Source organism: Klebsiella sp. GG_Kp146, from assembly GCF_040061975.1.
Taxonomy (GTDB): domain Bacteria; phylum Pseudomonadota; class Gammaproteobacteria; order Enterobacterales; family Enterobacteriaceae; genus Klebsiella; species Klebsiella quasipneumoniae.
This window is the reverse complement of sequence record NZ_JBEAHA010000002.1, coordinates 258,510-272,621: the sequence shown is the minus strand read 5'-3', so window position 1 is coordinate 272,621 and position 14,112 is coordinate 258,510. Positions and strand designations below refer to the sequence as shown.

The 14,112-nt window shown below is 58.4% G+C and carries 15 protein-coding genes; 10 read left to right on the top strand and 5 right to left on the bottom strand.

What is annotated here, in order from left to right; translation table 11 throughout:
- Positions 1-115: 115 nt before the first annotated feature.
- Positions 116-1,549: a 6-phospho-beta-glucosidase BglA gene (gene bglA / locus ABLU95_RS03645; protein ID WP_086074972.1), complete on the bottom strand. Its 1,434-nt coding sequence runs from the start codon at positions 1,547-1,549 to the stop codon at positions 116-118.
- Between the two features lie 118 nt (positions 1,550-1,667).
- Positions 1,668-2,396, bottom strand: a complete 729-nt coding sequence (locus tag ABLU95_RS03640) for a MurR/RpiR family transcriptional regulator (protein ID WP_032454033.1) — start codon at positions 2,394-2,396, stop codon at positions 1,668-1,670.
- Positions 2,397-2,446: 50 nt separating this feature from the next.
- Here ABLU95_RS03640 and yqfB point away from each other — a divergent pair, with 50 nt between their 5' ends.
- Together yqfB and ABLU95_RS03630 are read left to right on the top strand one after the other, a co-directional pair.
- On the top strand, positions 2,447-2,764 hold the full coding sequence (gene yqfB / locus ABLU95_RS03635; protein ID WP_348878828.1) for a N(4)-acetylcytidine aminohydrolase: 318 nt from the start codon (positions 2,447-2,449) through the stop codon (positions 2,762-2,764).
- Positions 2,765-2,927: 163 nt separating this feature from the next.
- Positions 2,928-3,590, top strand: coding sequence for a hemolysin III family protein (locus ABLU95_RS03630; protein WP_065883827.1), 663 nt, complete (start codon positions 2,928-2,930; stop codon positions 3,588-3,590).
- Positions 3,591-3,724: 134 nt separating this feature from the next.
- Here ABLU95_RS03630 and ygfZ read toward each other — a convergent pair whose 3' ends face one another.
- Positions 3,725-4,708: a tRNA-modifying protein YgfZ gene (gene ygfZ, locus ABLU95_RS03625; protein WP_101977706.1), complete on the bottom strand. Its 984-nt coding sequence runs from the start codon at positions 4,706-4,708 to the stop codon at positions 3,725-3,727.
- 245 nt (positions 4,709-4,953) lie between these two features.
- Here ygfZ and sdhE point away from each other — a divergent pair, with 245 nt between their 5' ends.
- Both sdhE and ABLU95_RS03615 read left to right on the top strand, forming a co-directional pair.
- Positions 4,954-5,220: an FAD assembly factor SdhE gene (gene sdhE / locus ABLU95_RS03620; protein WP_002916312.1), complete on the top strand. Its 267-nt coding sequence runs from the start codon at positions 4,954-4,956 to the stop codon at positions 5,218-5,220.
- Complete coding sequence (locus ABLU95_RS03615) at positions 5,201-5,611, top strand: protein YgfX (RefSeq protein ID WP_023290968.1); 411 nt, start codon at positions 5,201-5,203, stop codon at positions 5,609-5,611. The genes sdhE and ABLU95_RS03615 overlap by 20 nt, the downstream gene beginning before the upstream one ends.
- Before the next feature lie 6 nt (positions 5,612-5,617).
- Here ABLU95_RS03615 and fldB read toward each other — a convergent pair whose 3' ends face one another.
- On the bottom strand, positions 5,618-6,139 hold the full coding sequence (gene fldB / locus ABLU95_RS03610; RefSeq protein ID WP_004205324.1) for a flavodoxin FldB: 522 nt from the start codon (positions 6,137-6,139) through the stop codon (positions 5,618-5,620).
- 100 nt (positions 6,140-6,239) lie between these two features.
- Between fldB and xerD the strand changes: the two genes are divergently transcribed.
- The 5 genes from xerD (at position 6,240) to lysS (ending at position 12,322) form a co-directional block, all read left to right on the top strand.
- Positions 6,240-7,136, top strand: a complete 897-nt coding sequence (xerD, locus tag ABLU95_RS03605; protein ID WP_004144729.1) for a site-specific tyrosine recombinase XerD — start codon at positions 6,240-6,242, stop codon at positions 7,134-7,136.
- Positions 7,137-7,158: 22 nt separating this feature from the next.
- Positions 7,159-7,872 carry a bifunctional protein-disulfide isomerase/oxidoreductase DsbC gene (gene dsbC, locus ABLU95_RS03600; protein ID WP_002916301.1) on the top strand — a complete coding sequence of 238 codons (714 nt, stop codon included), beginning with the start codon at positions 7,159-7,161 and terminating at the stop codon, positions 7,870-7,872.
- A gap of 5 nt (positions 7,873-7,877) precedes the next feature.
- Positions 7,878-9,611 carry a single-stranded-DNA-specific exonuclease RecJ gene (gene recJ, locus ABLU95_RS03595; RefSeq protein ID WP_032454029.1) on the top strand — a complete coding sequence of 578 codons (1,734 nt, stop codon included), beginning with the start codon at positions 7,878-7,880 and terminating at the stop codon, positions 9,609-9,611.
- 85 nt (positions 9,612-9,696) lie between these two features.
- Positions 9,697-10,795 (top strand): peptide chain release factor 2 gene (gene prfB, locus ABLU95_RS03590; RefSeq protein WP_101862173.1). Its coding sequence is split into 2 segments (ribosomal slippage): positions 9,697-9,771 and positions 9,773-10,795, totalling 1,098 coding nucleotides; the frame shifts between segments, so codons are not numbered across the junction.
- A gap of 9 nt (positions 10,796-10,804) precedes the next feature.
- Positions 10,805-12,322 carry a lysine--tRNA ligase gene (gene lysS, locus ABLU95_RS03585; protein WP_008806422.1) on the top strand — a complete coding sequence of 506 codons (1,518 nt, stop codon included), beginning with the start codon at positions 10,805-10,807 and terminating at the stop codon, positions 12,320-12,322.
- Between the two features lie 203 nt (positions 12,323-12,525).
- Here lysS and idi read toward each other — a convergent pair whose 3' ends face one another.
- Positions 12,526-13,080 carry an isopentenyl-diphosphate Delta-isomerase gene (gene idi / locus ABLU95_RS03580; RefSeq protein WP_032454025.1) on the bottom strand — a complete coding sequence of 185 codons (555 nt, stop codon included), beginning with the start codon at positions 13,078-13,080 and terminating at the stop codon, positions 12,526-12,528.
- Between the two features lie 315 nt (positions 13,081-13,395).
- Here idi and actS point away from each other — a divergent pair, with 315 nt between their 5' ends.
- The gene (gene actS / locus ABLU95_RS03575; protein ID WP_050533763.1) at positions 13,396-14,109 is read left to right on the top strand and encodes an amidase activator ActS; all 714 of its coding nucleotides are present in this window, start codon (positions 13,396-13,398) and stop codon (positions 14,107-14,109) included.
- The last annotated feature ends 3 nt before the right edge of the window (positions 14,110-14,112 follow it).

The window sequence follows — 14,112 nt, the reverse complement described above, 5'->3', positions numbered from 1 at the left end:
AAATATTCACGAGGCCTATCTTATCGGGCGAACGCGTTTTGGCAATGGTAAAGCTGTAAAGAAGTGTCTGGCGGATAAGCGATTTGCCCTCTCCCGGCCGGGAGAGGGCAGTCAATTACAGATTCTCACCGTTGCTGGCGATGACCTCTTTGTACCAGTTGAAGCTCTTCTTGCGCGAGCGGGACATATCGCCGGTGCCGTCGTCGTGTTTGTTGACGTAGATGAAGCCGTAGCGTTTGCTGTACTGGCCGGTGGTGAAGGAGACGCAGTCGATGCAGCCCCACGGGGTATAGCCCATCAGATCGACGCCGTCGTAGGTGACGGCTTTCATCATCTCTTCGACGTGGGCGCGCAGGTAGTCAATGCGGTAGTCATCGTTGATGCTGCCGTCTGCTTCGACTTTGTCGTAGGCGCCAAAGCCGTTCTCGACGATAAACAGCGGCTTCTGGTAGCGCTCATACAATTCACACAGGGAATAGCGCAGACCGACCGGGTCAATCTGCCAGCCCCAGTCGGAGGCTTTGACGTGCGGATTCGGCACGCTGCCTTCGAAGCCGGAAATGGCGTCGCCGGTGCCGCCTTCGGCTTTCACCGCGTTGGTCATGTAGTAGCTGAAGCCAAGATAAGCGCAGGTGCCTTCGCGCAGGATCTCCGCGTCGCCATCCTCCATCTTGATGTTGAAGCCGCGGCGCTCCCACTCATTCAGCACATAGCTCGGATAGTAACCGCGCAGCTGAACGTCGGTAAAGACGTAGCGCTCGCGCATCGACTCCTGAGCAAACATCACATCTTCCGGTTTGCAGGAGTAAGGGTAGAGGGCGACCATCGCCAGCATGCAGCCGACCTGCATGTCCGGGTTAATACCACGCGCCGCTTTCACCGCCAGCGCGCTGGCGACGAACTGATGGTGCAGCACCTGGTACATGGTCTCTTCCGGGTTGTCATGCTCGGTATAAACCACCCCGGAGCAGCAGTAGCCGAACAGCGGCGCGCGCCAGTTACGCTGGTTATTGATCTCGTTGAAGGTCATCCAGTATTTCACTTTGTGCTTATAGCGCTCGAAGACCACTTCGGCGAAGCGCACAAAGAAATCGACCACTTTACGGTTGGTCCAGCCGCCGTACTGCTGCACCAGGTGCAGGGGCATCTCGAAGTGGGAGAGGGTGATCACCGGCTCGATGTTGTACTTCAGCAGCTCGTCGAACATGTCGTCGTAGAACTTCAGCCCCTCTTCATTCGGCTGGGTCTCGTCGCCCTGCGGGAAGATGCGGGTCCAGGCGATGGAGGTACGGAAGCATTTGAAGCCCATCTCGGCGAACAGTTTGATGTCTTCTTTGTAGCGGCCGTAGAAATCCACCGCTTCGTGGTTGGGGTAATATTTGCCGGCTTCAACCTGGTGGGTGATTTCACGCGGCACGCCGTGCGCCCCGCCGGTCAGTACGTCGCAGATGCTCGGGCCTTTGCCGCCCTGATCCCAGCCGCCTTCAACCTGATGCGCGGCAACCGCGCCGCCCCATAAAAAATCTTTCGGAAGGGTTAATTTTTTCATCCTGGCTAATCTCTCTAATAACTATTGCTCTCGAGTCTAGCAAAGTGAAATTGAATGTCACGATATAACAAATTACGCCAAACGTAATATGTTACATCGAAAAAACAGGCTGTTATTTTTAGCTGATTTTGCGCGCTAATTTACGTCCGAGCGTTTCGAGAATATAGATCACTGGAATTTGCGTCGTAATATCGTAGACACCGCCAATGCGCGTCTGCGGCACGTGCCAGGAGAGATTGAAATCGGCCAGTTTGGCCAGCCGCGAGTGTTCGTGACTGGTAATGGACATCACCTTGCAGCGGTGCAGGCTGAACTGGCTGGCGAAGCGCAGGATCTCTTCCGTCTCGCCGGAGACGGAAAGCACGATCGCCAGCGCGTTACGGGCCATATCGTTAGTCACCGGAAAATAGGGGTCGTCAATATGGTTGCTAAATTTCCCGACGTTGGAGAAGAAGCGGGCGCCATATTTCGCCAGCGCGCCCGAGGTGCCTGCGCCGACGAAAATAATACGTTCGGAGGCGAGAATAATATCGACGGCCTGCTCGAGTAATTCATCGAACTCGTCATTATTAACGCTTTTAAAAAAACTCATGATTTCGCTGGCGCCGATATTTGCCTGTTGAGGCTCGTTCTGCTCAAGATATAATTTAAAGCGCACGCGAAATTCAGAGTAGCCCTCGCACTGCAGTTTGCGGCAGAAGCGCAACACGGTGGTGGTGGAGACGCCGGCGGCTTCGGCCAGTTCGCGGATGGTCATGTACATCACTTTGTCACGATTCTTAATGACGTAGTGGTAGACCATCATCTCAAGATTATTGAGACTGGCGACAGCGGCGTGGGAGAACATACTCACAGTGGCGAACTCACAATTCATAATGACCAAGACGGAATTATATCATGCAGGCCAATGACATTACCTTTTTTCAGCGCTTTCAGGAGGACATCCTCGCCGGGCGCAAAACGATCACCATTCGCGATGCGGCGGAGTCGCACTTTAAGCCCGGCGATGTGCTGCGCGTCGGGCGCTATGAAGACAACGGCTATTTTTGCACCATCGCCGTGACCGTGACCGCGACCTCGACGGTGACTCTCGACACGCTGACCGACCAGCATGCTCAACAGGAGAATATGACCCTCGGGCAGCTGCGTCAGGTCATCAGCGACATCTATCCTGGCGAGAACCAGTTTTATGTCATTGAATTCAAAACGCTTTAAGATAATCATGAACAGCTGTGAGTTGAAATAAAAATGTAACTTTATGATTTTAATGTGTTTACAAATATACATCGTTTTATTTTAGCTAACAGGTGTTCACTGGAATCATTCTCAGTTACCCTAAGTGGGCAATGAAAGCGTTCTTGTTTTCACGGAGTCAAATATGGTGCGCAAACCATTAATCACTCAGGGATATTCTCTGGCAGAGGAAGTTGCCAACAGCATCAGTCACGGGATCGGGCTGGTGTTCGGTATCGTCGGCCTCGTGCTCTTGCTGGTGCAGGCGGTGGACACTAACGCCAGCGCGACGGCGATCACCAGCTACAGTCTGTACGGCGGCAGCATGATTATGCTGTTTCTCGCCTCCACGCTCTATCACGCGATCCCGCATCAGCGGGCGAAACAGTGGCTGAAAAAGTTCGACCACTGCGCCATCTACTTGTTAATCGCCGGGACCTATACGCCGTTTTTGCTGGTAGGGTTGAACTCGCCGCTGGCGAAGGGGCTGATGATCGTCATCTGGAGCCTGGCGCTGCTGGGGATCCTGTTTAAGCTGACCATCGCGCACCGCTTTAAAATCCTGTCGCTGGTGACCTATCTGACCATGGGCTGGCTGTCGCTTATCGTGGTCTATCAGCTGGCGGTAAAGCTGGCGGTGGGCGGCGTGACGCTGCTGGCGGTCGGCGGGGTGGTGTACTCGCTCGGGGTCATCTTCTACGTCTGCAAACGCATTCCCTATAACCACGCTATCTGGCATGGCTTCGTGCTCGGCGGCAGCGTGTGTCACTTCCTGGCGATCTATCTCTACGTCGGTCAACACGGATAAAAAAAGAGCCCCGTAAGGGGCTCCTTGCTGCATATCCTGGCCACGTCCACGCTTATCGTGGCGACGAAATTCTGCGGCCTGGTCGCCCGACTCAGCCGCTTGCGCCGCCAGCCGGCAACTGCCGAGGGATGAGGTTAAGCTTCTTCCAGCGAATAGGGCAGCGGTTCGATGCGCAGGCTGCCGGCATCGTCGCGCACGCGGAACACGCTGTCCGGCTCCATATCGTTATTCATCACCACCTGCACCAGCAGCTGGCCATCATCCAGCTGAACCGCCGCAAGCACCGTACCGGTGCGGCGCCAGTTTTCGCCCATCTTCAGCTCCAGATCTTCTCCGGCCTCCGGCACCCGGCTGGCGGTACCTGACAGCGTCCACAGCGCGCGCTTATTGGCGCCGCGGAATTTCGCCCTGGCGACCATTTCCTGGCCGGTATAGCACCCTTTTTTGAAGCTGATACCGCCCAGCGCTTGCAGGTTGGTGGCCTGCGGAATGAACTGCCCGCTGTTGGCGCTGTCGATAACCGGCAGACCGGCTTCAATATTCAGCGCCAGCCACTGCTGGCTGTTGTTGAGCTGCGCTTCGCCGCGCAGCGCGTCGGTGACGCGATTGGCGGTGTCGACATCGGTCACCAGCAGGAAGCGTTCGCCCGGGTGTTCAAACCACAGCAGGCTGGTGGCGCCTTCGCTAATCACCGGCGTCGCGGCGTCGGGCAGGGCGGCGAACAGCGGCGCCAGCGCGGCGCGCGCCTGGAAGCCGGCCACCCCCAGCAGAACCAGATCGTCGTTGGCGGCGATGGTGACTTTGGAGAAGACGGCATATTTTTTCAGCTCGGTCAACTGCGCGTCGCGCAGGCTGCGGCGCTCAATCCACGCGAAGCCGCCGTCGCGGCGGAATACGCGCAGGTTGCTCCACATCTTGCCTTTGGCGTCACAGTGGGCGGCAAGCAGATGCTGGGCATCGGTGAGACTGCTCACATCGGCGGTAATCTGCCCCTGCAGATATTTTTCGCTGTCCGGTCCGCTAATTGTCGCCAGCGCCCAGTCATCCAGGGTCATCAGCGTTAACGGCAGACGAGCGGAAGAGGAAGGCTGACGCGGAGGAAAAGGTGTAAAAGCCATAGTCATATCCTGAATCGCTTAACGCAGTGTGTGTGACCAATGGTAAAAGAGCTATAGTGCATTGCAAGCGCTTTCAACAGGCCATTTGTGCGCTGACGTTTGGTGACGGCCTGACGCGGGAAAACAATAAGCCCATCATTATTTTATGGTTTTTATGGAAGGATGCTCGCATTCAGCGATATTCCTGTAAAGTTACGGCAGAAAACGGGTTAAACTAACCTATATTTTGCTGCTGGAAGGTCAACATGGACATTAACAATAAAGCACGTATCCACTGGGCATGCCGCCGCGGGATGCGCGAACTCGACATCTCCATCATGCCGTTCTTTGAGTATGAGTACGATACCCTCAGCGACGCTGACAAACAGCTGTTCATTCGCCTGCTGGAAAATGACGATCCGGATCTGTTCAACTGGCTGATGAACCACGGCAAACCGGCCGATGCGGAGCTGCAGCGGATGGTAACCTTAATTCAGACACGGAATCGGGAACGTGGTCCTGTGGCAATCTGATCTCCGTATCTCCTGGCGCGCGCAGTGGTTTTCCCTGCTGCTCCACGGCGTTGTGGCGGCGCTGGTGCTGCTGGTTCCCTGGCCGTTAAGCTACACCCCGATCTGGCTGCTGCTGCTGTCGCTGGTGGTCTTTGACTGTGTGCGCAGCCAGCGACGGATCCATGCCCGTCGCGGGGAGATAAAACTGCTCACCGATTCCCGGCTGCGCTGGCAAAACGCCGAATGGGAGATCCTCGGGACGCCGTGGGTCATCAACAGCGGTATGCTGCTGCGTTTGCGCCATGTCGATACCCGACGCGGTCAGCATCTGTGGCTGGCGGCGGACAGCATGGATCCCGGAGAGTGGCGGGATCTGCGCCGGCTGGTGCTGCAAAAACCGGCGCAGGAGTAAGCGGCGTCAGGAGAAGTGTTCGGCCATTTCGCCGAGGATCTGCTCGCACCAGCTCTGGATGCGCTCGTCGCTCAGGTCGTACTGGTTGGTTTCATCCAGCGCCAGGCCAACGAACAGTTGGCCATCAGCGATCACCGGTTTCGGGCTGGTGAACTCATAGCCTTCGGTTGGCCAGTAGCCGACAAACTTCACGCCTTTGGTCGCCAGCTTGTCATGCAGCATGCCCAGCGCGTCAAGGAACCATTCGCCATAGCCCAGCTGATCGCCCATGCCGTACAGCGCGACGATTTTGCCCTCCAGGTCCAGGGTGTCCAACTGGTCCCAAACCGCTTCCCAGTCTTCCTGAATTTCGCCGAAATCCCAGGTCGGGATGCCGAGGATCAGTACATCGTACTGGCTCATCAGGGCGGGGGAGTCATCTTTCAGATTGTGCAACGTCACCAGCTCAGGGCCGATGATATCGCGGATTTTCTCCGCGGCCATTTCGGTGTAGCAGGTACTGGAGCCGTAAAACAGACCTATATTCATCGCGTAAACATCTCGATTCTTGCTGTGAATGGCGGGCAGTGTACCAGAAAGGCGTCCTCTTAAGGCATAATGAGAGCGTTTAACGAACAAAGAGGCCGATGTGAAACAGGATCTGGCACTAATCGAACAGTTTCTCGATGCCCTTTGGCTGGAGCGCAATCTGGCGGAGAATACGCTCAGCGCCTACCGTCGCGATTTGACGATGCTCGTGGAGTGGCTGCACCATCGCGGCCTGTCGCTGGCAAGCGTCGGCAGCGACGACCTGCAGGCGCTGCTGGCCGAGCGGCAGTCCGGCGGCTATAAAGCCACCAGCACCGCGCGCCTGCTGAGCGCCGTGCGTCGTTTCTTCCAGCATCTGTACCGGGAAAAAATTCGCCCGGACGACCCCAGCGCGCTGCTGGCCTCGCCGAAGCTGCCGCAGCGGCTGCCGAAGGATCTCAGTGAGGCGCAGGTTGAGCGTCTGCTGCAGGCCCCGCTGGTGGAGCAGCCGCTGGAGTTGCGCGACAAAGCGATGCTGGAGGTGCTGTATGCCACCGGCCTGCGCGTCTCGGAGCTGGTGGGGCTGACGATGAGCGACATCAGCCTGCGGCAGGGCGTGCTGCGGGTGGTGGGCAAAGGCAACAAAGAGCGGCTGGTGCCGCTGGGGGAAGAGGCGGTACTGTGGGTGGAAAATTACCTCGAGTATGGTCGCCCCTGGCTGCTGAACGGCGTGGCGTCGGATGTCTTATTTCCCAGCCAGCGCGCCCAGCAGATGACGCGTCAGACCTTCTGGCACCGGATTAAACACTATGCCGTGCTGGCGGGGATCGACAGCGAAAAGCTCTCCCCGCACGTGTTGCGCCATGCGTTCGCCACGCATTTGCTCAATCATGGCGCCGACCTGCGCGTGGTGCAGATGCTGTTAGGACACAGCGATCTCTCCACCACGCAGATCTACACCCACGTGGCGACCGAGCGTCTGCGACAACTTCATCAACAGCACCACCCGCGGGCGTGAGTGCTGAACAAAAGGACTGAGTATGAAAAAAGGTTTATTGATGTTCACCCTGCTGGCGGCTTCCCTTTCCGGGGCGGCGCATGCCGATAGCGCGGCAATTAAACAGTCGCTGGCGAAGCTGGGTGTGCAGAGCACCGATATTCAACCGTCGCCGGTTTCCGGGATGAGCACGGTGCTGACCGACAGCGGCGTACTGTATGTCACCGACGACGGCAAGCACATCATCCAGGGGCCGATGTACGACGTGAGCGGCGCGCAGCCGGTCAATGTCACTAACCAGCTGCTGCTGGGTAAACTGAACGCGCTGAGCAACGAAATGATTGTCTACAAAGCGCCGAAGGAGCAGCACGTCATTACCGTCTTCACCGACATCACCTGCGGTTATTGCCATAAGCTGCATGAGCAGATGAGCGACTACAACGCGCTGGGGATCACCGTGCGCTATCTCGCCTTCCCGCGCCAGGGACTGCAGAGCCAGGCGGAGCAGGACATGAAGGCCATCTGGTGCGCGAAAGATCGCAACAAAGCGCTGGATGACGCTATGAACGGCAAGGGCGTGCAGCCGGCGAGCTGCAGCGTGGATATCGCTAAACACTACACCCTTGGCGTGCAGATGGGCGTCAACGGTACCCCGGCGATGGTCCTCAGCAACGGCATGGTGCTGCCGGGCTATCAGGGGCCGAAAGAGCTGAAGGCGTTCCTCGACGAGCATAAAAAACAGACAAGCGGTAACTGATTCGCGTGAAACAACAGATACAACTACGCCGCCGCGAGGCGGTTGACGGCGTCGATTTACCCGCCGATCTGCCGCCGCTGCTGCAGCGGCTGTATGCCAGCCGCGGGGTGCGCAGCGCCCAGGAGCTGGAGCGCAGCGTCAAAGGCATGCTGCCGTGGACGCAGCTCACCGGCGTTGAAAAAGCGGTCGGGATGCTGCACGACGCTTTCCAGAAAGGGTTGCACATTGTCGTAGTCGGCGATTTTGACGCCGACGGCGCCACCAGCACCGCGCTCAGCGTGCTGGCCCTGCGCGCGCTGGGCTACGGCAACGTCTCCTACCTGGTGCCGAACCGTTTTGAAGACGGCTACGGCTTGAGCCCGGAAGTGGTCGATCAGGCCCACGCCCGCGGCGCGCAGATGATCATGACCGTCGACAACGGGATCTCGTCCCATGCCGGCGTCGATCATGCCCATGCGCTGGGGATCCCGGTGCTGGTGACCGATCACCACCTGCCGGGGGAGACGCTGCCGGCGGCGGAGGCCATCGTTAACCCTAACCTGCGCGATTGCGACTTTCCGTCGAAATCGCTGGCCGGGGTCGGGGTGGCGTTCTATCTGATGCTGGCGCTGCGCACCTTTCTGCGTGATAACGGCTGGTTCGATGCCCGCGGCATCGCCGCGCCGAACCTTGCCGAGCTGCTGGATCTGGTGGCGCTTGGCACCGTTGCCGACGTCGTGCCGCTGGATGCTAACAATCGTATTCTCACCTGGCAGGGGTTAAGCCGCATTCGCGCTGGCAAATGTCGGCCCGGCATTAAGGCGCTGCTGGAGATTGCCAACCGCGATCCGCAAAAGCTGGCGGCCAGCGACCTCGGTTTTGCCCTCGGGCCGCGCCTGAACGCGGCGGGGCGGCTGGACGACATGTCGGTGGGCGTCGCGCTGCTGCTGTGCGATAACATTGGCGAAGCGCGCGTGTTAGCCAATGAGCTTGACGCGCTCAACCAGACGCGCAAAGAGATCGAGCAGGGGATGCAGGCGGAAGCGCTAACGCTCTGTCAGCAGCTGGAACGCAGTAGCGACACCCTGCCCGGCGGGCTGGCGATGTACCATCCGCAGTGGCACCAGGGGGTGGTCGGCATCCTCGCCTCGCGAATTAAGGAACGTTTCCACCGGCCGGTGATCGCCTTTGCGCCCACCGGCGACGGTACGCTGAAAGGCTCCGGCCGCTCCATTCAGGGGCTGCATATGCGCGATGCGCTGGAGCGTCTCGATACGCTCTATCCGGGGCTGATCCTGAAGTTCGGCGGCCACGCGATGGCGGCAGGATTATCGCTGGAAGAGGCGCGCTTTGAGGAGTTTCAGCAGCGCTTTGGCGAGCTGGTGACCGAGTGGCTGGATCCCGCGCTGTTACAGGGCGAGGTCGTTTCCGACGGGCCGCTGGCGGCGGCGGAGATGAGCATGGAAGTGGCGCAGATGCTGCGCGACGCCGGGCCGTGGGGACAGATGTTCCCGGAACCGCTGTTTGACGGCCGTTTCCGCCTGCTGCAGCAGCGGCTGGTGGGCGAGCGTCACCTGAAGGTGATGGTCGAGCCGGTTGACGGCGGCCCGCTGCTGGACGGTATCGCCTTCAACGTGGATACTTCCATCTGGCCCGACAACGGCGTGCGTGAAGTCCAGTTAGCCTACAAGCTCGACATCAATGAGTTCCGCGGCAACCGCAGCCTGCAGCTGATCATCGATCACCTCTGGCCAAATTGACAACAGTGTATGAATAAGGGCGCGAATCCGGTAGAATTCCGCTCTTATCACCGCATTTTGACAAATCCATTAAAAGAAACCGACCATGTTTGAAATAAATCCGGTAAAAAACCGCATTCAGGACCTCACGGAGCGCTCCGACGTTCTTAGGGGGTATCTTTGACTACGATGCCAAGAAAGAGCGTCTCGAAGAAGTAAACGCCGAGCTGGAACAGCCGGACGTCTGGAACGAACCTGAACGCGCTCAGGCGCTGGGTAAAGAGCGTTCTTCCCTGGAAGCCATCGTAGATACCCTGGATCAGATGTCCCAGGGGCTGGAAGACGTTGCCGGCCTGCTGGATCTGGCCGTGGAAGCGGACGACGAAGAGACCTTCAACGAAGCCGTCGCCGAGCTGGATACGCTGGAAGAGAAGCTGGCGCAGCTTGAGTTCCGCCGCATGTTCTCCGGCGAATACGACAACGCCGATTGCTACCTCGATATTCAGGCAGGCTCCGGCGGCACCGAAGCCCAGGACTGGGCCAGCATGCTGATGCGCATGTACCTGCGCTGGGCGGAAGCGCGCGGCTTTAAGACCGAGATCATCGAAGAGTCCGAAGGTGAAGTCGCGGGCATTAAATCCGTGACCATCAAGATCATCGGCGATTACGCTTACGGCTGGCTGCGTACCGAAACCGGCGTTCATCGTCTGGTGCGTAAGAGCCCGTTCGATTCCGGCGGCCGCCGTCATACCTCCTTTAGCTCTGCGTTCGTTTACCCGGAAGTTGAAGACGATATCGATATCGAAATTAACCCGGCCGACCTGCGCATCGACGTTTACCGCGCCTCCGGCGCCGGTGGGCAGCACGTTAACCGTACAGAATCCGCGGTGCGTATTACCCACATCCCGACCGGGTTGGTGACGCAGTGCCAGAACGACCGTTCGCAGCACAAGAACAAAGACCAGGCCATGAAGCAGATGAAAGCGAAGCTTTATGAGCTGGAGATGCAGAAGAAAAATGCCGAGAAGCAGGCGATGGAAGACAACAAGTCCGATATCGGCTGGGGCAGCCAGATCCGCTCTTACGTGCTGGATGACTCGCGTATTAAAGATCTGCGTACCGGGGTGGAAACCCGCAACACTCAGGCGGTGCTCGACGGCAGCCTGGACCAATTTATCGAAGCAAGTTTGAAAGCAGGGTTATGAGGAACCAACATGTCTGAACAACAAGCACAGGGCGCTGACGCGGCAATTGACCTTAATAATGAACTGAAAACCCGTCGCGAGAAGCTGGCTGCGCTGCGTGAGCAGGGCGTCGCTTTCCCGAACGATTTCCGTCGTGACCATACCTCTGACCAACTGCACGCTGACTTCGATGCCAAAGAAAACGAAGAGCTGGAAGCGCTGAACGTTGAAGTGGCCGTGGCTGGCCGCATGATGACCCGCCGTATCATGGGTAAAGCGTCCTTCGTCACTCTGCAGGACGTTGGCGGCCGCATCCAGCTGTACGTAGCGCGCGATGACCTGGCGGAAGGCGTTTACAACGACCAGTTCAAAAAATGGGATCTCGGCGACATCATCGCCGCCCGCGGTAAGCTGTTCAAGACCAAAACCGGTGAGCTGTCTATCCACTGCACCGAGCTGCGTCTGCTGACCAAAGCCCTGCGCCCGTTACCGGACAAGTTCCATGGCCTGCAGGATCAGGAAGCGCGCTATCGTCAGCGTTACCTCGACCTGATCTCCAACGATGAATCGCGCAACACCTTTAAAGTGCGTTCGCAGATCCTGGCGGGTATCCGTCAGTTCATGGTTGGCCGCGGCTTTATGGAAGTGGAAACCCCGATGATGCAGGTGATCCCGGGCGGCGCCTCCGCGCGTCCGTTCATCACCCATCATAACGCGCTGGATCTGGACATGTACCTGCGCATCGCGCCGGAACTGTACCTCAAGCGCCTGGTCGTGGGCGGTTTCGAACGCGTCTTCGAGATCAACCGTAACTTCCGTAACGAAGGGATCTCCGTTCGTCATAACCCAGAGTTCACCATGATGGAACTCTACATGGCCTATGCGGACTATAAAGATCTGATCGAGCTGACCGAATCCCTGTTCCGCACCCTGGCGCAGGACATTCTCGGCAACACCGAAGTGCCTTACGGCGACCAGGTGTTCGACTTCGGCAAGCCGTTTGAAAAACTGACCATGCGCGAAGCGATCAAGAAATACCGTCCGGAAACCGAGATGGCGGATCTGGATAACTTCGATTCCGCGAAAGCGATCGCTGAGTCTATCGGCATCAAAGTGGAGAAGAGCTGGGGTCTGGGCCGTATCGTGACCGAGATCTTCGAAGAAGTGGCGGAAGCGCACCTGATCCAGCCGACCTTCATCACCGAATACCCGGCGGAAGTTTCTCCGCTGGCGCGCCGTAACGACGTCAACCCGGAAATCACCGACCGCTTTGAATTCTTCATCGGCGGCCGTGAGATCGGTAACGGCTTTAGCGAGCTGAACGACGCCGAAGATCAGGCGCAGCGCTTCCAGGACCAGGTTGATGCGAAAGCCGCGGGCGATGACGAAGCGATGTTCTACGATGAAGACTACGTGACCGCGCTGGAGCACGGCCTGCCGCCGACCGCCGGTCTGGGTATCGGTATCGACCGCATGGTGATGCTGTTCACCAACAGCCACACCATCCGCGACGTGATCCTGTTCCCGGCAATGCGTCCGCAGAAATAATCGCGTCTTGTGAAATGCAAAAACCCGGCTTGCCGGGTTTTTTTATGTCTGACGTGAGGCCTGAAGGCTGGCGGCGTAAATGTCTTATCCGGGCTACGCAACAGCGCAGAACCGTAGGCCTGCGCAAGCGTAGCGCCGCCAGGCAACGATGACAGGTACGGAGTCGCTTTTTGCGCCGGGTGGCGGCTGCGAGAATAGTCAGCTTACCCGCGCACACGCGCAACAAAGTCGGTCAGCGCCTGGCGAGCGTCCCGATTTTCCGCTTCCAGCACCATCCACGGGCTAAACGCCCACGGCGTGGCGGCCAGCGCGCTTAACATCGTTGCCAGGTCAACCCACTGATAATCCATGACTTCATCGTCGTTAGGCAGCACTTCGCTCACCACGCGCGCGGCATACACCGGGCATACTTCGTTCTCAACGATGCCGTTCGGGGCGACCGCCCGGTAGCGGAAGGCCGGGTGAACCGGCACGATGTCGGCGATCTCCACGCCGAGTTCGAAGCGACAGCGGCGCGTGACTGCCTGCTCGAAGGTCTCGCCCTGCTGGGGGTGTCCGCAGACGGAGTTGGTCCACACCCCGGGCCAGGCTTTTTTGCCCAGCGAACGGCGGGTGACCAGCAATTGACCCTGCTGATTAAACAACCAGCAGGAAAACGCGAGATGTAAAGGGGTATCAAGCGTGTGGGCGGCATACTTCTCCAGCATACCGGCAGGTTGATCCTGCTCATCCAGTAAAATGACGTGTTCCCCGGCCATGACGACTCCTGAAAATAAAAAATGACCCGGCACAAACCCGCCGGGTCATGTACTCAGGCCTCTAGGGTAGCCCATAAATGGGAGAAAGGCATTACCAAAACAAGCCCTGGAGTCCGCTCTGTGAGCGGCAACGCGTCATGGCGGGTAAGTCCACCACGACGTGCGGCTTCAGCAGCAATTGCTGTCCGTCGCGGGCCGGATGCGATGGCGGGTGGCTATTGGTTTCGCCATCAGGGATGACGCCCTGCGCCGCGGACTGGTATGATATTCGCCCTGGTTGCGAGGTAAGTGGTTGTGTTAAGTGCAGGATGCCTGATGATGAAACGCGTTTTTATGACACTGATGCTGGTGGTAAGCCTGGCGCTGGCCGGTTGCTCCAGCAACTCCGATTCCGGTACGACCTACACCGTCAAACGCGGCGATACCCTGTATGGCATCTCCCGCACCACCGGCACCAGCGTTCGCGATCTGGCCCGCCTGAATAACATCTCCCCGCCTTACACCATTGAAGTGGGGCAGAAGCTGAAGCTTAACGGCAGCAGTTCAACGAAGACAACGAAGAAAAAATCTGCCTCCACGCGCACGGCGGCGGTCACGCCTTCGTCCGCGGTACCTCAGTCCTCCTGGCCGCCGGTGGGACAGCGCTGCTGGCGTTGGCCGACCAGCGGCAAAGTGGTCCTGCCTTATTCCACCGCCGATGGCGGCAATAAAGGCATTGATATCGCCGGAACTCGCGGCCAGCCGGTCTACGCCGCCGGGGCGGGCAAGGTGGTCTACGTCGGCAACCAGCTGCGCGGCTACGGCAACCTGATCATGATTAAGCACAGCGAGGATTACATCACCGCCTATGCCCACAACGATAAGCTGATGGTGAATAACGGCCAGAGCGTGAAGGCCGGCCAGCAAATCGCCACCATGGGCAGTACGGATGCCGACTCAGTGCGTCTGCATTTCCAGATCCGCTATCGGGCGACGGCTATCGATCCGCTGCGCTACCTGCCGCCGCAGGGCAGTAAGCCTAAGTGCTAAAAG

Bases quoted from the DNA above. Each gene is read 5' to 3' on its own strand.
- lysS (WP_008806422.1), top strand. From the start codon at position 10,805: ATGTCTGAACAACAAGCACAGGGCGCTGACGCGGCAATTGACCTTAAT.
- ygfZ (WP_101977706.1), bottom strand. From the start codon at position 4,708: ATGGCTTTTACACCTTTTCCTCCGCGTCAGCCTTCCTCTTCCGCTCGT.
- dsbC (WP_002916301.1), top strand. From the start codon at position 7,159: ATGAAAAAAGGTTTATTGATGTTCACCCTGCTGGCGGCTTCCCTTTCC.
- actS (WP_050533763.1), top strand. From the start codon at position 13,396: ATGATGAAACGCGTTTTTATGACACTGATGCTGGTGGTAAGCCTGGCG.
- idi (WP_032454025.1), bottom strand. From the start codon at position 13,080: ATGGCCGGGGAACACGTCATTTTACTGGATGAGCAGGATCAACCTGCC.
- yqfB (WP_348878828.1), top strand. From the start codon at position 2,447: ATGCAGGCCAATGACATTACCTTTTTTCAGCGCTTTCAGGAGGACATC.
- ABLU95_RS03630 (WP_065883827.1), top strand. From the start codon at position 2,928: ATGGTGCGCAAACCATTAATCACTCAGGGATATTCTCTGGCAGAGGAA.
- ABLU95_RS03640 (WP_032454033.1), bottom strand. From the start codon at position 2,396: ATGTTCTCCCACGCCGCTGTCGCCAGTCTCAATAATCTTGAGATGATG.
- fldB (WP_004205324.1), bottom strand. From the start codon at position 6,139: ATGAATATAGGTCTGTTTTACGGCTCCAGTACCTGCTACACCGAAATG.
- bglA (WP_086074972.1), bottom strand. From the start codon at position 1,549: ATGAAAAAATTAACCCTTCCGAAAGATTTTTTATGGGGCGGCGCGGTT.
- sdhE (WP_002916312.1), top strand. From the start codon at position 4,954: ATGGACATTAACAATAAAGCACGTATCCACTGGGCATGCCGCCGCGGG.